Below are 16,737 nucleotides of genomic sequence, written 5' to 3'. Positions count from 1 at the left end.
TCCATGAACGACTTGACCTGGCTGGTGGTCGGCGTCGCGCTGCTCTGCTGCGTCCTCGGCGTGCTCGGCGTCCACACGTACGCGAGCGGGGCGGCCCAGCGCGCCGCCCTGGTCGCCCGGCTCACCCAGACCGGCGGACCGGAGGGGACGGGCCGCCGCAGGCGCCGCTTCCGGGGCATCGACCGGCGCGTCCGGCGCACCGCCTTCGGCCGCAAGCTGGAACTGCGGATCTCCGCCACCGGCCTCGACCTGACCCCCGGAGAGTTCGTCGTCGCCATGGCGGCCACCGTGGCCGCGCTCTGGGCCGTCGGGCAGGCCGCCCTGTCGCCGTTCTTCGGCCCGATCTGCGGCTTCCTCGGTGTGTGGGCCGCCCTGGGCTTCCTCAACTGGCAGCGGCAGAAGCGCATCGAGAGGTTCATCAACCAGCTTCCCGAGCTCTCCCGCATCCTCGCCAACGCCACCCAGGCCGGACTCGCGCTCCGGATGGCGCTCAGCATGGCCGCGGACGAGATGGAGGCACCGGCCGGCGACGAACTGGAGAAGGTCGCCCAGCAGCTCGCCGTCGGCACCTCCATCGACGACGCCCTCGGCGAACTCGCCGAACGTCTCCCCTCCCGCGAACTGGTCGTCCTCGTCACCACCCTCGTCCTCGCCAACAAGGCGGGCGGCACGGTCGTCAGCTCCCTGCGCAACCTCACGGAGACGCTGGAGGAGCGGAAGGAGACCCGCAGGGAGGTCCGCACACAGCTGTCGCAGGTCAGCATGACGGCGTACGCGGTCCCGGTCATCGGCATCGGCTCGCTGCTCCTGATCGACAACATGCAGCCCGGCGCCCTGGACCGGATGACCGGCTCGGGCCTCGGCCAGTTCGCCGTCGTCGCCGCGTTCGCGCTGTACGTGGTCGGCTTCACCGTCATCCGCCGCTTCTCGAAGATCGACGTCTGAGGGGCCGACATGGATCTTCTCCTCGCCTTGTGCGCCGGCCTCTCCGTCGCCGGAATGCTCTACGGCATCCGCCTCTACCGCGCCGACGCCAAACTCCCCGGCGACCTCCAGCTCGCCCTGGAGGTCGGCTCCACCCGCACCGGAGCCGTCGACTCCGTCGTGGACCGGCTCGGCATGCGCTACTCCGCCGCCGTTCTGCGCCTGATGGGACCCAAGCGGGTCAACGCCGTCCGGCGCCGGATCGACCTGGCGGGCAACCCCGGTGGCCTGACCATCGACCGGTACGGAGCCCGGCGCGCGGTCTACGGATTCCTCGGGGGCCTCGGCGGTCTCGTCATGCTCTCCAACGGCGATGTGGTCGTCGCGCTGTTGCTGTTCGCCTTCGGTGCCTTCTGGACCGAGGTCGGCATCTGGTCCGCGATCCGCATCCGCAAGGACCAGATCGAGCGGACCCTGCCGGACTTCCTCGACGTGCTGGCGGTGGTGGTGTCGGCCGGACTCGGCTTCCGGCAGGCGCTCGACCGGGTGGCCGACAAGTACGAGGGGCCCTGGTCCGACGAACTGCGGATCACCCTGCGCCAGATGGACATGGGGGTGAGCCGCCGGCAGGCGTTCGACGAACTGCGCCGGCGGAACGACAGCGAGCAGGTGGCCCAGTTCGTCACGGCGCTGCAGCAGGGCGAGGAGCTCGGCGCCCCGATCGTCGAGACGCTGATCCAGATCGCCAACGACATGCGGCGGACGGACGCCCAGAACGCCCGAAGGAAGGCGGCGAAGGCGGTCCCCAAGGCGACGATGGTGATCACGACGCTGATGGTCCCGGCGACGATGATCCTGCTGGGTGCGGGGCTGTTCCTGGGCACGGGGACGGACTTCGGCTCGATCACGGGGGAGTGATCCCCGTGCCCGTGCCGTCGTCGGTGTCCATCGAGGTGAACGCCCTGCAGGCGGTGTGCCGGCAGGTCTTCGGTTTCCGCCTCGCGATGATCGCCCTCGCGAGCCCGGCGGCCCTGCTCGGGGCGGCGGACGGCCTCGCGACCTGGCTCGTCGGCGCCGCCGTCCTCGTCACCTTCATGGGCTCGTACGTCATGTTCAGGGACTGGGAACGGTTCGGCCCGCTGCTGCTCCGCCACCCGGCGCTGCTCGCCGGTGACACTCTCTTCGGCTCGCTGCTCCTCGTCACGGCCGGCCCGCAGAGCACCCTCGGGTACGTCAGCGTCTGCACCCCCCTTCTCGCGGGCCTCGCCTACAGCTGGCGCGGCGCGGCGTTCTTCGCCTGCCTCCAGTCGCTGATCCTGCTGGCGATCTACACGGCGGGCATGGGCGAGGCGACGCTGCTCCCCGGCCTGTGCGTGATCACCGGCGCACTCGGGGTCACGCTTAGGAACCTGCTGCTCCGCTTCGGCGCGGCGACCCGGGCCCTCGCCACCGCCCAGGCGGTGGAGGAGGAACGGGCCCGTCTCGCCCGCGACATGCACGACTCGGTGGCGAAGACCCTGCACGGCCTGGCGCTGGCGGCGGACGCCCTGGCCGTGTCCCCGGACCCGCGCCGACAGGCGCGGGTGGTGGCGCGCTCGGCGCGGAGGGCGGCGGCGGAGTCACGCGAGCTGCTGGCGGACCTGCGGAGACAGACGTACGCCACGACCGAGGTCGACCTGGCCTCGGAACTGACGGACCGGGTACGCGACTTCTCCCGCCGCTCGGGCATCGAGGCCCGCTATCGCGGTGTCGGTCCCGGCTCCGTACCCCCGGTTCCGTACGCGGTGGCGCGGCAACTGCTGACGATCGCCTCGGAAGCCATGGAGAACGCGGGCCGGCACGCCCGGCCGACGCGTGTCGACGTCTCGGCCGGCGTCGTCGCGGGCCTGCTCCGCATCAGCGTGTACGACGACGGCCGCGGCCTGCCCCCGGACACGACGCTGGACGGCCTGCGCAGGACGGGCCATTTCGGCCTGGTCGGCATGGTGGAACGGGCGGCGGGGGTCGGAGCGCGGCTCCGGATCGGGCGGGGCGGGGCGGCGAAGGGCACGGAAGTCCGCCTGGAACTGCCGGTCGAGGGGGTGCGGCGATGACGGTCACGGTGGTCGTCGCGGACGACAACCCGGTGGTCCGGGCGGGCCTGCGGTCCCTGTTCGGCGGCACCGACACGGGCCTCCGGGTCGTCGCCGAGGCCCCTGACGGCCGCACGGCGGTGACCCTGACGGAACACCACCGCCCGGACGTGGTCCTGCTGGACGTCCGCATGCCGGTGGTCGACGGCCTGACGGCCCTGCCGCACCTGGTGCGCCTGGCTCCGGTGCTGATGCTGACGTACAGCGAGGAGAGTGAGACCGTCCGGGAGGCGCTGAGGCTGGGGGCGGGCGGATACCTGGTGCACGGCGAGTTCACGGCGGAGGAACTGCTGACGGCGGTCCACGACGTCGCCTCGGGCCGGGCCCGCTTCACACCGACGGCGGCGAACGCGGTGCTGGGGGTGGTGCGGGGTGCGACTGCACATGGTGGGGCGAGGCCAATCGTCTCGAGTTCAGCGAGATTTCGAGGAATGGCTTCGCAGGTGCAACCGGATGTGACACGGTTTGGACTGAGTGTGAGGGAGGGGGAGGTGATGGACTTGATCGCGTCGGGCCTGAGCAACCGACAGATCGCGGACGCCTGCTTCATCAGCGAGAAGACGGTCAAGAACCACATCAACCGCATCTTCGCGAAACTCCACAGCACAACACGCAGCGAGGCGATAGCGGTCTGGCTCGGCACGAGGACGACGACATGAAATGGGCCCGGGTTTGGGCCTACGGGCCCTTGGGTGAGGGTAAGGGGGAGGCGTACCGTGCGCGGGCCGAGAGCGGCATGGGCACGGGGACGCACGAATCCGGAGGGGACCACCATGGGCGACGTCATGCTGAGGGCCGTGACGAAGGCGAAGGTGCGCTTCGGCGGCTGGGTCCGGGGGAGGTCGGGGGACCGGGGGCAGACCGCGGTGGAGTACCTGGGGATCATCGTGGTGGTGGTGGCGATCGTGATCGCGATCACCGGCACGAGCATCGGCCAGGACATCATGAACGCGATCAGGACCAAGATCTCCAGCCTGACAGGCGGCGGCGGAGGCGAGTGATCGGGCGGCGCCGAGCCGGCGATTCGGGGCAAGCCTTTCCGGTCTACATCACTGTAGTGGGAGGTCTGCTCTTCCTCGCCTTCGCGTACTTCGCGGTGGGGCAGGCTGCTGCCACCCGTAACGGGGCTCAGACGGCAGCCGATGCCGCCGCGTTGGCGGCGGCGCAGGATGCCCGGGAACAGCTGCGTGACGGCTGGCTTGAGGTCATCCTCGACCCCGATGCCTGGGAGCGGTTCCTCAATGGCGAGAGCTATCTGACGTCTCGGGCCTGCGAGCGCGCCGCGTCCTTCGCGGCGAGGAACGAAGCGGAGCTCTGGGGGGATGGCTGCGCGCGCCTGCCCGGTGCGGAAGAGGGTTTCCGCGTGCAGGTGCGTACGCGTTACACGGTGGGCGAATCCATCATCCCAGGCACGAGCGGACAGCACGCCATGGCCGATGCCACCGCCGTACTCGAGTCACGGTGCACCTTCGATGCCCCCGAACCTACCCCTGAGCCGACGCCTGACCCGACACCGGAACCTGATCCTCGGCCCACGCCGACGGAACCAAGCCCGATTCTCGGCTTGTCATGCGACGGTGATCCCTGGGAGATCGACCCGGAGCGGCCACAATTGCCCAGCGCCGCCGATCTCTTCGCCGTCCGACTGACCGACTGACATGAAGGAAGCCCAACCAATGAGTGTTCGCTACGCGACGAAGACCCGTAGGGGGATGGTCGCTGTCGTCATCGCGGCTGGTCTGGTCCTCGGCGCTGGCGGCTGCGGCAGTGACGACGAGCCCCCGCAGAAGAACAGCTCGGCGAGTTCTCAGGCTCCCCAGACGTCGGAAGGCAACAAGGGAGCACAAACCGAGGAGCCCACCGAAATCTTGGCAGTCCTCAAAGGGCAGAAGGGGCTCGAGTTCACCGTTGAGTCGGCGAAGCGCGATGTCGGGGGGTTTCTGACGGTCAGTGGAAAGCTGGAGAACACCTCGGACTCGACTCAGATCATCCCCACCCAACTCGCCGGAGACGAGACCGAGATCATCCAGCATGGGATCTCGCTGGGCGGTGCGACCATCGTGGATTCCGTGGGCAAGAAGCGCTACTACGTCCTGCGTGACACCGACGGGCGACCGCTGACCACGACCGGCCTCTCGGACCTGGGAGCGGGCCGCTCGACGAACGTCTTCATGCAGTTCCCCGCCCCGCCCGCCAATACCGCCGAGGTGACGCTCCAGCTGCCGACCTTCCGCCCCGGCACCATCAAACTCTCCTGAGGCCGTCATGACGACATCGAGCCGCATCGCCGTCCTCGCCGCAGTCCTTCTCCTCGCCACCGCCACCGCCACCCCCGCCCTCGCCGACGATCCCCCCAACTCCACGTCCAGCTCCTCCCCGCAGCCCCCCATCGACGCGAACTCCCCCGAGCTCATGCTTCCCGACGGCGCCACCCTCGCGCCCGCCAAGGTGCTCGACATCAAGCAGGTCGTCGAGGAGGAAGGCGGGGAACAGCGCCGTGAGGACACGAACGTCGACGTGACGTTCGCGCTCCAGGCCGAGGTGCTGTTCGGCAAGGACAGCGCCAAGCTCGGGCCCGCCGCCACCGCCCGTATCGCCGCCATCGCCGTGGAGATCAACAAGCAGAACTCCAGCAAGGTCCGCGTCTTCGGGTTCACCGACAACCTCGGTTCCTACGAGCACGGCCTCAAGCTGTCCAAGCAGCGCGCCGACGCCGTGCAGCAGGAGTTGGCCAAGAGCCTCGACCCCGGGAAGACGTTCGACATCCGTGGGTACAGCGAGGACTACCCCATCGCCGACAACAGCACCGAGGAAGGCCGCACCAAGAACCGACGCGTCGAGATCTCGTTCCCCCGGACCACGGGCGGTTAGGGGCGACACACCTGCGGCGCGTACGCGCTACTCGCCTCCCGGTCCGGGCACCTCCGCGCCGCCCGTCAGGACCACGTGATCGAAGTCGACGGCACACCCCTGCCCCACCGGGGACTGGACTTCGATCCCGACCCGCACCGCGTCACCCGGCGACCCCAGGGCGAACTGGCGGACCAGGCGCCACGTCCGGCCGTCCTCCGAGGCGTGGAACGTGAAGGCGCCGTCGACACGGCTGATGCGGAGCCACAGCCGGTCGCCCCCGACCTCCCGGCCGACGGCGTCGTCCGAGCGGCCGCGGGTCACCACCGAGAAGACTGCCGGCGGGCCGTCGGGGGCCTGCTCGAAGGTGAGCTTCGCCCAGTGGTCCGCGTCCCTCCAGACGAGCAGGGCCCCGGCGTCCCACGGTGCCCGGAAGCCGGGGCGAAGGCGGGCCGAGAACCGCCAGTCGCCGGCCGGCGGTTCGAACAGCCCCCGGGGAGCGTTCTCCTTCGCCTCTCCCGTGAGCGGATCGACGAAGATGTCGGTTTCCGCGCCGGCCGTGACGGTCAGGACGTCATCGGTCAGCGACCAGGAGGCGGGCGGAACGTCCCAGTCGTCCGGGGTGGGCAGTGCGGCAGCGTGATGGTCCATCCCGACACTCTGGCCGGACATCCCCAGCAGGTGCCAGGGAAGGGAGCGAAGATCCATGTATCCGCCGCTCAGTCCAAGTGCTGCCATCGGCCCGCGCGGTCTCCCTTCCCGTCTCCCAGACTCGCCAACGCCGCCCGGACCGTGCCGACCACGTCGTGCGGTCGCTGGAAGACGTCCGCCGCCGTGAAGCGGAGCACGCGGTGCACACCCGGGCAATCCGCGAGGTCGTTGAAGCGGCGGACGTCGCGGTCGTGGGCGTGGCGCGTCCCGTGGAAGGCGTAGCCCTCGATCTCGATGGCCAGGCCCGCCGCGCGGAAGAAGAAGTCCGGGCGGAGGGAGCGGCCCGAGCGGGAGCACAGAAGGGGCTGGCACTCCGGGTGGAGCCCGGCGTCGTGCATGCGGAGGCGGGCGACCGTCTCCGCCGGGGAGCCGGAGGCCGCGTCCGTCAGGCGCAGCCAACGGCGCGCCCGGGCCGCGCCCGGGCGACGCGGGGCCGGCCCGGCGGCCAGTTCGGCGGCCAGGTCGTCGTGCCGGACGAGCGGCTCGCGGCGTATGCCCCGGACCGTACGACGGGACAGCGCCGAGTCCGCCGCCACCACGGCCTCCTCCCGCGTGCCGGAACTCCGTATGAGGTCGCCGACCGTCCGGGCGGGGCTCGTGACCCGCAGCCCCGCCCGGACGCAGGTGTCGTTCGCGGTCAGGCGACCCGTCGTGTGCACCCGCAGGCCCGCCCGCCCGGAGCGCCCCCCGCTCCGCCGCGACGCCGTGAACTCCAGTACCCCCTCCCGCTGTCCGCCCAGGACCTCGACCCGGTGCAGCGCCGCCGCCGTCCCATGGCTGCACACCAGCTCCGGACGCAGCAGCTGGACCGCTCTCGCCCTGACCTTCCAGTCCACCTCCTTCCCCGGGACGGCCCAGGCCCCCCGGCAGATCCGCTGCCACCCCTCCTCGCGCAGCCGCCTTCCCGGCAGGCCCCCTCGCCGGCCCGCCGCGTACACCCACTCGGTCAGGAGCACCCCGCCGCGAGCCAGTCTCGCCAAGTCGTGCATGGAGCCAACGATCCACGGACGAGGGACAATTCGCATCCCCTGTGGATAACTCCCGCCCTCATACCGCATCCTGGTGCGAACGGGCGCCGGGACTGCTCCGAGGTGGACTGCTGATGACGACGACAACACCGAGCGTGCAGCTGGTCAGCGACCTCGTGGCCCGGATTCCGGCCTTCCGGGTCGCCCTCGACGCGCATGTCTTCAGCCAGGGCGGCGTGCTGCCGCACGTGTTCTTCTGGGACGTCGTCCAGAACACCGTGCGCTCCTACCTCGGTGAGGATCCGACGGCGGCCGACTGGCGCCACACGCTCGACTTCCTGGAGGAGCAGAGCGCCCGCGGAGTCCTCGCCGTCGACGAGGTGATCGTCACCTCGTTCCTCAACGACCTTCCGTCCCCCCAAGAGCCCGGCCACGCGATCGTCCGTGAACTCGGTCCCATCATGGCGGCCCGATTCGGCAGGATCCGGCCCGGCGGCTGAGGACAGCTCCTGGGCCGTGACCCCGGACGGCCCGGTGACCTCCGCGCCGACCCGGCCGACCGGGCACACCCCCCGTCGGCGGACCGGGCACACTCCTCATCGGCGGACCGGGTGCACCCCTCATCGCCGGATGGAGCGCATTCCCCATCGGCGGACCGGGTGCACCCCTCATCGGCGGACCGGGCGCATCCCTCGGAGGGCGCCGGTCGCATCCCCCGGGAGCGACGAGGAACGACACCGACATAATCGACCGCATGTGCCCAGACCGCCCCCGGCCCCAGCCCCGACCGCGCCTCCGTCCCCCGGAATCCGTCGCCGCCGCCCTCTGCGGCTACGCGGCCACCCGCGTCGTCGGCCTCGTGGTCCTCGCCGTCGCCGCCGCCGTGACGGGCAAGGACGGGCTGCACCGGCTGACGGGCCGCTGGGACGCCGTCTGGTACGTCCGCATCGCGGAGAACGGATACGGCTACCAGGTCACGCTCCCGAACGGGAGCGTCCACTCCGACCTCGCCTTCTTCCCCCTCTTCCCGGTGCTCGAGCGGGCCCTGTCCACCGTGCTTCCCGTCGACGCCGCCACCGCCGGCCTGCTCGTCTCCTGGGCCGCCTCGCTCGCCGCCGCCTGGGGCATCTACGCGGTGGGAAGCCACGCGGCCGGCCGGCAGGCCGGCGTCGCGCTCGCCGTCCTGTGGGGCGTGTACCCGACCGCGTTCGTGCAGTCGATGGCGTACACGGAGACGCTCTTCACCGCGCTCGCCGCCTGGTCGGTCCTGGCCGTGCTGCGCGACCGCTGGCTCCTGGCCGGTGCGCTCTGCGTGCTCGCCGGGCTCACCCGGCCGACCGCCGCCGCGCTCGTCGCCGCCCTCGGCATCACCGCGCTCGTCACCGTCCTCCGCGAACGGAAGCTGCCCGCCCGCATGGTGGCCGGGGTGCTGATCGCCCCGCTGGGCTGGCTCGCGTACATCGTCTACGTCGGTGTACGGGAGGGCAGCCCTACCGCGTACTTCGACGTCCAGGCCGCCTGGGGCAACTCCATCGACGGCGGGGTCGCCCTCGCCCGTTTCATCTGGGGCCTGCCGCCCCTCGCGGCCCTCGGACTGTGCGCGGCCCTCGGCCTGCTCGCGTGGCTCGTGGTCCTCTGCGTACGGCAGAAGCAACCCCTACCGCTGCTCGTGTACACGATCGCGGTCGTGGTCGTCTCGCTGATCGGCGCCGCGTACTTCGGCTCCCGCCCGCGCCTGATGATGCCCGCGTTCGGCCTGCTGCTGCCCGCCGCGGTGGCGCTCGTACGGCTCCGGGTGCGCGACCGCGTCCTGGTCCTCGCCGGGCTCGCCCTCGCCTCCGCCGCCTACGGCGCCTTCACCCTGCTCGGTCCGGGACCGCCGTGACCCGTACGCCGGGCCGCAGCCCCCATCCCGCCATCGCGCCGCCCGCCGCCTCCAGCACGTGCCGGCCCCGAAGGCGGATCATGCCGAGCCGGCCCGGCCTCATCGTGACCACGTCGAGGACGGTGAAGGACCGGTCCAGGTAGGCGACGTCGATGACGAAGCGCATGCCGAAGGTGTGGACGCTGTTCGTGGGGGTGATGAGCAAGGCGCCTTCGATGCCGTCGCGGCCGAGCAGGCCCCGGCGCCGCGCCCGGTAGGAGGCCGCGATCTCCAGCTCCACCGACCCCCCGGGAAGCGTCAGTGTGCCCGTACCGTCGCGCCAACTCCCCGGTCTCCACATGGGGGAGACGGTAGCGGCAGGGCTCGGTAGGGTGCGGCGGGTGTTCGCCACGCTGATCGCCGTCGCCGCCCTGTGGGGCGCCGCCGCCGGGCTGCTCGTGCCGCGCGCCGCGTACCGGCTCTCGGTCGAGCCGGAGGAACCGTGGCGGTCCGGCTGCCGGGCCGGGCACGCCCTGGTGGGCCCCGCGCGCGGCTGGCTCGGCGGCCCCGGCTGCCCCGCCTGCGCCGGCACCACGCAGCGCCGGCTCGCCCGTCGCCCGCTCGCTCCCGGCCCGCCCGCCTCGAGCGCCCGCGCCACCCCCGCCCCCGCCTCCCACTCCTCCACCCCCACCCCCGCCCCCGCCTCCCCCTCCTCCACCCCCGCTCCCACCTCCCCGCCTCGCGGCGCCTCCCTCGCCCCCTCCTCCCTCGCCGTCCTCGTCCCGTCCCTCGTCACCGCGCTCGCCTGCGCCGGACTCGCCGCCGCCACCGGTCCCCGTCCCGAACTCGCCGTCTGGCTCCTGTACGCGCCCTTCGCCGTGCTTTTGGCGACCGTCGACATTCGCGTCCGCCGACTGCCCGACCAGCTCACCCTTCCGCTCGCCGCCGCCACCCCGCTGCTCCTCCTCGGCGCCGAACTGCTGCCGTACGACGCCGGTTCCTGGCTCCACGCCCTGCTCGGCGGGCTCGCCCTCGGTGGCGGCTACCTCCTGCTGTTCCGTATCCATCCGAAGGGCATGGGCTTGGGGGACGTCAAGCTCGCCCTCTCCCTCGGGGCGGCCCTTGGCTGGTACGGCCGGGGCATCCTCTTCGCCGGTACGTTCGCGGCATTCCTCGCCGGTTCGCTGTACGGGCTCTGCCTCGTCCTCGCGCGGCGCGGAAGCCGGAAGTCCACGATCCCCTTCGGCCCCTTCATGATCGGCGGGGCGCTGCTCGGGCTGCTTCTCGGCGCGCTCTCCGCGACCCCCTGAGTCCGGCGACCTAGCATCCAGGCACATGCGGACAATGCCTGACAAAAAGCCCAAGCGACCTGACGAGCGACCTGACGAGCGGCCCGCCGAACTGCCCGCCGAACTGCCCGAGCTGCCGGTCGCGTCCCCCGAGGAACCCGCCCCGCCGCCCACCCCGTGGTTCCGGCGGCCCGGTCTCCTCCCCTGGGCATGGGCCGCGGCCCTCTGCCTCCTCTACGCGACGGTCGCCGTGCGCCGCCACCAGCTCCTGCGCACCACCGGCTACGACCTGGGCATCTTCGAACAGGCACTCCGCGCCTACGCCGAGTTCCGCGCCCCCGTCGTCCCCCTGCGCGGCCCGGACTTCAACCTGCTCGGCGACCACTTTCACCCCCTCCTCGCGGTCCTCGCCCCCCTCTACCGCCTCTGGCCATCCCCCCTCTGCCTCCTGATCGCCCAGTCCGCCCTCCTCGCCCTGGCCGTCGTCCCCCTCGCCCGCTGGGCCCTGCGCGCGCTCGGCCGCCGGGCCGCCCACGCGGTCGCCGCCGCGTACGGACTCAGCTGGGGCATCGCCTCCGCCGCCGCCTTCGACTTCCACGAGGTCGCGCTCGCCGTACCGCTGCTCGCCTTCGCCCTCGAAGCGCTCGGCCGCCGGCGCTGGGGCAGCGCCGTCGCCTGGGCCGCCCCCCTCCTCCTCGTCAAGGAGGACCTGGGGCTGACCCTGGCCGCCGTCGGCGTGTACATCGCCGTCAAAGGACCGCGCCGGCTCGGCATCACCACCGCCGCGGCCGGTCTGCTCGGCTCCCTGATCGAGATCAAGCTGCTGCTCCCCGCGTTCAACCCGGGCGGGGACTACGCCCACGGCGGCAACCTCGCCGACGGGCACGGCTCGCTGCTCTCCACGCTCGCGCACGCCCCGCTCGACGCCCTGCGCCCGGACATCAAGGCGATGACCCTGATCCTGGTCTTCGCCCCCTCCGCGCTGCTCGCCCTGCGCTCACCGCTCGCGATGATCGCCGTGCCCACCCTCGCCTGGCGCATGGTCTCCGAGAACGGCTTCCACTGGGGCACGGCCTTCCACTACAGCGCGATCCTCATGCCGGTCGTGTGCGCGGGGCTGATCGACGCCCTGAGCCGCGAGACCTCCGCCCGGAACGTGCGGGCCTCGCTCGCCACCGTGCTCGCCGTGACCGCCGTGATGATCCCGTCCTTCCCCCTGGCGCAGCTGGCCCAGCGGGCCACCTGGCGGACCACCCCGCACATCGAGGCCGCCCGTGCGCTGCTCGCCCGGATCCCGGACGGCACGACGGTCGCCGCGTCCAACCGGTTGGCCCCGCAGCTCACGTCGCGCTGCGAGGTCGTGATCTTCCCGACCTTCCCGGTGGACAGCGAGCTGTACGAGTACGACCGCGAGCACCTGCCGCCGCCGACCGCCGAGTGGATCGTGTACGACAACCGGGCGCCGGAGGCATGGCCCTACAAGCCCGGCCACTGGCCCTACCCGCTCGACCGGCAGGAGGCCGAGCTGCGAGCGGCCCGGGAGCGCCACGGCTACGAAATCGTCGCGGCACGGGACGGCGTGACGCTCCTGCGCGCCGGCCGCCCCGGCCGCGCCGATGCGCCGGGACCTGGGCGGGGTGAGGAATAGGTCCGGGGCTCTTCGCCTTGACCGAACAGTCGGGACGATACGAGGAGTTGGCGATGGCCAAGGGGAAGACCGGTTACGACTGCGGGCTCGACGCCGCCGTCGACGTCGTCGGCGGCAAGTGGAAGCCGCTGATCCTGTGGGCGCTGCACGCACACGGCACGACCCGTTTCGGGGAGCTGAAGCGGCAGATCACCGGCGTGAGCGAGAAGGTGCTGATCCAGCAGCTGCGCGAGCTGGAGGCGGACGGCATCGTCCACCGCGAGATCTACCGGGAGGTCCCGCCCCGCGTGGAGTACTCCCTGACGGAGCTCGGCGAGGCGCTGAACACGGCGCTGCTGCCGCTGGGCGAGTGGGGCGACCGTTTCATGGCCGAGATCCTCGCCCGTAAGGCCGCCCAGGCCGCCTGACCCTGCCTGCACTGATCGGCCTGCTGGGACCGCCCGGCCCGGCCTCCCCACCGACCCGGTCCGTCAACCGGGAGCCCGTCCCCGGGGGTCCCTCTTGGGAGGTACGGAACCCGCCGCCACGCCGGGGCGCAAACCCGCCAAAGGGCTCCGCAGCCCTTGTCCCGACTGGGCTCCGGCGATTCCGGGGCGGGCCATTGGCGACGTGTGGCACGCGACACCAGTAATGAAGGGTTATGGTGGAAACCCCCCCTCGGGCCGGTCCGTATCCCCCCCCACGGACCGGCCCGTTTTTTCTGCCCCCGCGACCGGCGCCGTGACCGGGGGCGAGAGCCGGGCCACAGCGCCCCGGCCCGGAGGTCAGTTCCGTCCGGCCCAGATGTTGGTGCCCGCGGTGTCCACGGCGAAGGAATCGATCTCCTTCAGCTCCTCCTCCGTCAGCGGCGGCCCGGCCAGCGCGGCGACGTTCTCCTCCAGCTGTCCCACGCTGGAGGCGCCGATCAGCGCCGAGGTCATCCGCTCGTCGCGCAGCACCCACGACAGCGCGAGCTGCGCCAGCGACTGACCGCGCCGCTCGGCGATGTCCGCGAGACCGCGCAGGCGCCGCAGCACCTCGTCGGAGAGCAGGTTCGGGTCGAGGGACTTGCCCTGCGTGGCCCGCGAACCCTCCGGGATGCCCTTCAGGTACTTGTTGGTGAGAAGCCCCTGGGCGAGCGGCACGAAGGAGATGCAGCCCATGCCGGCGGCCTCCAGCGTGTCCAGGAGGCCGTCCTCCTCGGTCCAGCGGTTGATCATCGAGTACGACGGCTGGTGGATGAGCGCGGGGACGCCCATGTCCTTGAGGATGCCGGCGGCCTCGGCGGTCTGCTCGCTGGTGTACGAGGAGACGCCGACGTACAGCGCCTTGCCCTGCTGGACGGCGGAGGCGAGCGCCCCCATCGTCTCCTCCAGCGGGGTGTGCGGGTCGAAGCGGTGCGAGTAGAAGATGTCGACGTGGTCCAGGCCCATCCGCTTCAGCGAGGCGTTCAGCGACGACATCAGATACTTGCGGGACCCCCACTCGCCGTAGGGGCCGGGGTGCATCAGATAGCCGGCCTTCGTCGAGATGATCAGCTCGTCCCGGTAGGGCGCGAAGTCCTGCGCGAAGATCTTGCCGAAGTTCAGCTCGGCCGAGCCGGGCGGCGGCCCGTAGTTGTTCGCCAGGTCGAAGTGGGTCACACCGAGGTCGAAGGCGCGGCGCAGGATCGCGCGCTGCGAGTCGAGCGCGCGGTCGTCGCCGAAGTTGTGCCAGAGGCCGAGCGAGACGGCCGGAAGCTTGAGCCCGCTGCGACCCGTGCGGCGGTACTCCATGTGCTCGTAGCGGTCCGCGGAGGCGCGGTACAGGGGGGAATCAGTCACGTATCTCTGCTTATCACGGACTTGTGACAGTCCCGGGCTGGGAGCCATTGACCCGTGCGCAGTAATGTGGCGGCTTCGGGGACCGCCGCTGCATGGAGGGGTTAAGAACAGTGAACCTGCGCGACCTGGTGTACGGGCTCTACGCACGCCGGGTGGAAGGCCGCCTCGACCATGCCCAGGTGCCCAAGCACATCGGCGTGATCCTCGACGGCAACCGGCGCTGGGCCAAGGCTTCCGGAGGAACCCCCGAGCAGGGCCACAAGGCGGGCGCCGACAAGATCCAGGAGCTGCTCGGCTGGTGCGCCGAGACGGACGTCGAGGTCGTCACGCTCTGGATGCTCTCCACGGACAACCTGAACCGGCCCGAGGAGCAGCTCCGCCCGCTGCTCGCCATCATCGAGGACGCGGTGCGCGCCCTGGCCGCCGACGGCCGCTGGCGGGTCCACCACGTCGGCACGCTGGACCTGCTCCCGGACCGGACCCAGTCCGTGTTGAAGGAGGCCGAGCAGGTCACCCACGACAACACCGGGATACTCGTGAACGTCGCCGTCGGGTACGGCGGGCGCCAGGAGATCGCGGACGCGGTCCGCTCGCTGCTCCTGGAGCACGCGGAGAAGGGGACGAGCTTCGAGGAGCTCGCCGAGATCGTCGACGTCGAACACATCTCCGAGCACCTCTACACGCGCGGCCAGCCCGACCCCGACCTGGTGATCCGTACGAGCGGCGAGCAGCGCCTCTCCGGATTCATGCTGTGGCAGAGCGCGCACTCGGAGTACTACTTCTGCGAGGTCCACTGGCCGGCCTTCCGGAAGGTCGACTTCCTGCGGGCGCTGCGCGACTACGCGGCCCGCCACCGGCGTTACGGCACCTGAGCTCCGCCTCCCCTCACCGCGCGGCTGCGGGTCACCCCCCGTTCATGAACGCGTCGTCATATGCCCGCGCATGGTAATGGGTGTTCGAGGGCATATCCCTTGCAGAGTGAGCGGCACGGAGACCGCCACCCGGGAGGCCCGTTGCACCAGGACGACCGTGCAGGACATGTACGGACGAAGCGGAGGGCCGGAGCTCGGCCCGCGTTTCGTGGCCAGAGCCCGGTCCCATCCCGCAGCGACACCGTTTCCGTCGCGCCCCGACCTCACAGGGGTCTTCAGAGGGGGTCTGTCCTTCCGTGGTGACCAGCACTAAGCGCCGCTTGTCCGACAGGCGCACCTATGTTCTCGACACCAGCGTCCTGCTGGCCGACCCCAACGCCGTGTCCCGCTTCGACGAGCACGAGGTCGTGCTCCCGATCGTCGTGGTCACCGAGTTGGAGGCCAAGCGGCACCACCCCGAGCTCGGCTACTTCGCCCGGGCGGCCCTGCGCCTCCTGGACGACTTCCGGGTCCGGTACGGACGACTGGACGCTCCGCTCCCCATCGGGGACCTGGGCGGCACGCTGCGTGTCGAACTCAACCATTCCGACCCCGGCGTGCTCCCGGCCGGCTACCGGTTGGGGGACAACGACTCACGGATTCTGGCGGTCGCGCGCAATCTCCAGGCCGAGGGGTACGACGTCACGGTCGTCTCCAAGGACCTGCCGCTGCGCATCAAGGCGTCCTCGGTCGGTCTCCTCGCCGAGGAGTACCGCGCCGAACTGGCCATCACGGACTCCGGCTGGACCGGAATGTCCGAACTGGCCCTCGGCGCCGACCAGGTGGACATCCTCTTCGACCAGGAGTCCCTGTACGTCCCGGAGGCCGCCGAGCTGCCCGTCCACACGGGTCTGGTCCTGCAGTCCGAGCGGGGCAAGGCGCTGGGCCGGATCACGGCGGAGGGAAACGTCCGGCTGGTGCGGGGCGACCGGGAGGCGTTCGGCATCCGCGGCCGCAGCGCCGAGCAGCGGATCGCGCTCGATCTGCTCCTCGACCCGGACGTCGGCATCATCTCGATGGGAGGCCGGGCCGGCACGGGCAAGTCGGCGCTGGCGCTCTGCGCGGGCCTGGAGGCCGTCCTGGAGCGACGGCAGCACCAGAAGGTGATGGTGTTCCGTCCGCTGTACGCGGTCGGCGGCCAGGAGCTCGGCTATCTGCCGGGCAGCGAGGCCGAGAAGATGAGCCCCTGGGCGCAGGCGGTCTTCGACACCCTGTCGGCCGTGGCGAGCCGGGAGGTCATCGAGGAGGTGCTCGGCCGCGGGATGCTGGAGGTCCTGCCGCTCACCCACATCCGGGGCCGCTCCCTCCACGACGCGTTCGTCATCGTGGACGAGGCCCAGTCCCTGGAGCGGAACGTCCTGTTGACCGTTCTGTCCCGGATCGGGGCGAACTCCCGAGTCGTCCTGACCCACGACGTCGCCCAGCGTGACAACCTCCGGGTCGGCCGGTACGACGGAGTCGTCGCCGTGGTCGAGAAGCTGAAGGGTCATCCGCTCTTCGCCCATGTCACGCTCACCCGCTCCGAGCGCTCCCAGATCGCCGCGCTCGTGACCGAAATGCTGGAGGACGGCCAGATCTGACCCGTTACGGCAGGGGGCGCCGCCCGGCAAAGCGCAGGAGCTTAGCCGGGCGGCGCTC

General features: G+C 71.4%; 19 protein-coding genes. 15 read left to right on the top strand and 4 right to left on the bottom strand.

Going from position 1 to position 16,737, the window contains the following annotated elements:
- Positions 1-3 precede the first annotated feature (3 nt).
- From ACZ4VW_RS02430 to ACZ4VW_RS02395, 8 genes are all read left to right on the top strand, one after another.
- Positions 4-945 (top strand): type II secretion system F family protein, encoded by a 942-nt coding sequence (locus ACZ4VW_RS02430; RefSeq protein WP_467957551.1) that lies wholly within the window; start codon positions 4-6, stop codon positions 943-945.
- Between the two features lie 9 nt (positions 946-954).
- The gene (locus ACZ4VW_RS02425) at positions 955-1,842 is read left to right on the top strand and encodes a DUF5936 domain-containing protein (protein ID WP_467957549.1); all 888 of its coding nucleotides are present in this window, start codon (positions 955-957) and stop codon (positions 1,840-1,842) included.
- Positions 1,839-3,017 (top strand): sensor histidine kinase, encoded by a 1,179-nt coding sequence (locus ACZ4VW_RS02420; RefSeq protein WP_467957547.1) that lies wholly within the window; start codon positions 1,839-1,841, stop codon positions 3,015-3,017. Before ACZ4VW_RS02425 ends, ACZ4VW_RS02420 begins: the two co-directional genes overlap by 4 nt.
- The gene (locus tag ACZ4VW_RS02415; RefSeq protein ID WP_467957545.1) at positions 3,014-3,715 is read left to right on the top strand and encodes a response regulator; all 702 of its coding nucleotides are present in this window, start codon (positions 3,014-3,016) and stop codon (positions 3,713-3,715) included. The genes ACZ4VW_RS02420 and ACZ4VW_RS02415 overlap by 4 nt, the downstream gene beginning before the upstream one ends.
- A 114-nt stretch (positions 3,716-3,829) precedes the next feature.
- Positions 3,830-4,057 (top strand): Flp family type IVb pilin, encoded by a 228-nt coding sequence (locus ACZ4VW_RS02410; RefSeq protein ID WP_355105669.1) that lies wholly within the window; start codon positions 3,830-3,832, stop codon positions 4,055-4,057.
- Positions 4,054-4,713, top strand: a complete 660-nt coding sequence (locus tag ACZ4VW_RS02405) for a pilus assembly protein TadG-related protein (protein WP_467957543.1) — start codon at positions 4,054-4,056, stop codon at positions 4,711-4,713. The genes ACZ4VW_RS02410 and ACZ4VW_RS02405 overlap by 4 nt, the downstream gene beginning before the upstream one ends.
- A 19-nt stretch (positions 4,714-4,732) precedes the next feature.
- A complete protein-coding gene (locus ACZ4VW_RS02400) occupies positions 4,733-5,314 on the top strand; it encodes a hypothetical protein (RefSeq protein WP_467957541.1) in 582 nt (193 codons plus the stop codon).
- A gap of 7 nt (positions 5,315-5,321) precedes the next feature.
- Positions 5,322-5,927 carry an OmpA family protein gene (locus ACZ4VW_RS02395; RefSeq protein ID WP_467957539.1) on the top strand — a complete coding sequence of 202 codons (606 nt, stop codon included), beginning with the start codon at positions 5,322-5,324 and terminating at the stop codon, positions 5,925-5,927.
- 27 nt (positions 5,928-5,954) lie between these two features.
- Here the strand turns inward: ACZ4VW_RS02395 and ACZ4VW_RS02390 are convergent, their stop codons facing one another.
- Positions 5,955-6,557, bottom strand: a complete 603-nt coding sequence (locus tag ACZ4VW_RS02390) for a DUF1349 domain-containing protein (RefSeq protein ID WP_467957537.1) — start codon at positions 6,555-6,557, stop codon at positions 5,955-5,957.
- A gap of 68 nt (positions 6,558-6,625) precedes the next feature.
- Positions 6,626-7,606 carry a hypothetical protein gene (locus ACZ4VW_RS02385; RefSeq protein ID WP_467957535.1) on the bottom strand — a complete coding sequence of 327 codons (981 nt, stop codon included), beginning with the start codon at positions 7,604-7,606 and terminating at the stop codon, positions 6,626-6,628.
- A gap of 113 nt (positions 7,607-7,719) precedes the next feature.
- Between ACZ4VW_RS02385 and ACZ4VW_RS02380 the strand changes: the two genes are divergently transcribed.
- Positions 7,720-8,085, top strand: coding sequence for a hypothetical protein (locus ACZ4VW_RS02380; RefSeq protein WP_467957533.1), 366 nt, complete (start codon positions 7,720-7,722; stop codon positions 8,083-8,085).
- Between the two features lie 254 nt (positions 8,086-8,339).
- Positions 8,340-9,470 carry a hypothetical protein gene (locus ACZ4VW_RS02375; protein ID WP_467957531.1) on the top strand — a complete coding sequence of 377 codons (1,131 nt, stop codon included), beginning with the start codon at positions 8,340-8,342 and terminating at the stop codon, positions 9,468-9,470.
- Here the strand turns inward: ACZ4VW_RS02375 and ACZ4VW_RS02370 are convergent.
- A complete protein-coding gene (locus ACZ4VW_RS02370; RefSeq protein WP_467957529.1) occupies positions 9,442-9,810 on the bottom strand; it encodes a DUF192 domain-containing protein in 369 nt (122 codons plus the stop codon). The two genes, ACZ4VW_RS02375 and ACZ4VW_RS02370, sit on opposite strands and share 29 nt — an antisense overlap.
- Positions 9,811-9,850: 40 nt before the next feature.
- On the opposite strand from ACZ4VW_RS02370, the gene ACZ4VW_RS02365 reads away from it, so the two are divergent.
- From ACZ4VW_RS02365 to ACZ4VW_RS02355, 3 genes are read left to right on the top strand one after another with little or no spacing between them, the layout of a single operon-like run.
- Positions 9,851-10,759, top strand: coding sequence for a prepilin peptidase (locus tag ACZ4VW_RS02365; RefSeq protein WP_467957527.1), 909 nt, complete (start codon positions 9,851-9,853; stop codon positions 10,757-10,759).
- A gap of 25 nt (positions 10,760-10,784) precedes the next feature.
- A complete protein-coding gene (locus ACZ4VW_RS02360; RefSeq protein ID WP_467957525.1) occupies positions 10,785-12,386 on the top strand; it encodes a DUF2079 domain-containing protein in 1,602 nt (533 codons plus the stop codon).
- A gap of 53 nt (positions 12,387-12,439) precedes the next feature.
- Positions 12,440-12,793 carry a winged helix-turn-helix transcriptional regulator gene (locus tag ACZ4VW_RS02355; RefSeq protein WP_467957523.1) on the top strand — a complete coding sequence of 118 codons (354 nt, stop codon included), beginning with the start codon at positions 12,440-12,442 and terminating at the stop codon, positions 12,791-12,793.
- Positions 12,794-13,150: 357 nt separating this feature from the next.
- Here the strand turns inward: ACZ4VW_RS02355 and mgrA are convergent, their stop codons facing one another.
- Complete coding sequence (gene mgrA, locus ACZ4VW_RS02350; protein WP_467957521.1) at positions 13,151-14,236, bottom strand: L-glyceraldehyde 3-phosphate reductase; 1,086 nt, start codon at positions 14,234-14,236, stop codon at positions 13,151-13,153.
- Positions 14,237-14,298: 62 nt separating this feature from the next.
- On the opposite strand from mgrA, the gene ACZ4VW_RS02345 reads away from it, so the two are divergent.
- A complete protein-coding gene (locus tag ACZ4VW_RS02345; RefSeq protein WP_467957519.1) occupies positions 14,299-15,060 on the top strand; it encodes an isoprenyl transferase in 762 nt (253 codons plus the stop codon).
- A gap of 296 nt (positions 15,061-15,356) precedes the next feature.
- Entirely contained in the window at positions 15,357-16,679 is a 1,323-nt protein-coding gene (locus tag ACZ4VW_RS02340; RefSeq protein ID WP_355105697.1) for a PhoH family protein, read from the top strand.
- Positions 16,680-16,737: the final 58 nt, after the last annotated feature.

The organism is Streptomyces sp. NPDC029139, from assembly GCF_055564335.1.
Note: the sequence above shows the minus strand (reverse complement) of the source record. Positions and strands in the feature narration are given on the sequence as shown.

What these genes read in the sequence shown, in the direction of transcription:
- mgrA (WP_467957521.1), bottom strand. Translation starts at nt 14,236, where the DNA reads ATGGCTCCCAGCCCGGGACTGTCACAAGTCCGTGATAAGCAGAGATAC.
- ACZ4VW_RS02375 (WP_467957531.1), top strand. Translation starts at nt 8,340, where the DNA reads ATGTGCCCAGACCGCCCCCGGCCCCAGCCCCGACCGCGCCTCCGTCCC.
- ACZ4VW_RS02385 (WP_467957535.1), bottom strand. Translation starts at nt 7,606, where the DNA reads ATGCACGACTTGGCGAGACTGGCTCGCGGCGGGGTGCTCCTGACCGAG.
- ACZ4VW_RS02410 (WP_355105669.1), top strand. Translation starts at nt 3,830, where the DNA reads ATGGGCGACGTCATGCTGAGGGCCGTGACGAAGGCGAAGGTGCGCTTC.
- ACZ4VW_RS02425 (WP_467957549.1), top strand. Translation starts at nt 955, where the DNA reads ATGGATCTTCTCCTCGCCTTGTGCGCCGGCCTCTCCGTCGCCGGAATG.
- ACZ4VW_RS02415 (WP_467957545.1), top strand. Translation starts at nt 3,014, where the DNA reads ATGACGGTCACGGTGGTCGTCGCGGACGACAACCCGGTGGTCCGGGCG.
- ACZ4VW_RS02380 (WP_467957533.1), top strand. Translation starts at nt 7,720, where the DNA reads ATGACGACGACAACACCGAGCGTGCAGCTGGTCAGCGACCTCGTGGCC.
- ACZ4VW_RS02355 (WP_467957523.1), top strand. Translation starts at nt 12,440, where the DNA reads ATGGCCAAGGGGAAGACCGGTTACGACTGCGGGCTCGACGCCGCCGTC.
- ACZ4VW_RS02360 (WP_467957525.1), top strand. Translation starts at nt 10,785, where the DNA reads ATGCGGACAATGCCTGACAAAAAGCCCAAGCGACCTGACGAGCGACCT.
- ACZ4VW_RS02390 (WP_467957537.1), bottom strand. Translation starts at nt 6,557, where the DNA reads ATGGACCATCACGCTGCCGCACTGCCCACCCCGGACGACTGGGACGTT.
- ACZ4VW_RS02430 (WP_467957551.1), top strand. Translation starts at nt 4, where the DNA reads ATGAACGACTTGACCTGGCTGGTGGTCGGCGTCGCGCTGCTCTGCTGC.
- ACZ4VW_RS02395 (WP_467957539.1), top strand. Translation starts at nt 5,322, where the DNA reads ATGACGACATCGAGCCGCATCGCCGTCCTCGCCGCAGTCCTTCTCCTC.
- ACZ4VW_RS02400 (WP_467957541.1), top strand. Translation starts at nt 4,733, where the DNA reads ATGAGTGTTCGCTACGCGACGAAGACCCGTAGGGGGATGGTCGCTGTC.
- ACZ4VW_RS02370 (WP_467957529.1), bottom strand. Translation starts at nt 9,810, where the DNA reads ATGTGGAGACCGGGGAGTTGGCGCGACGGTACGGGCACACTGACGCTT.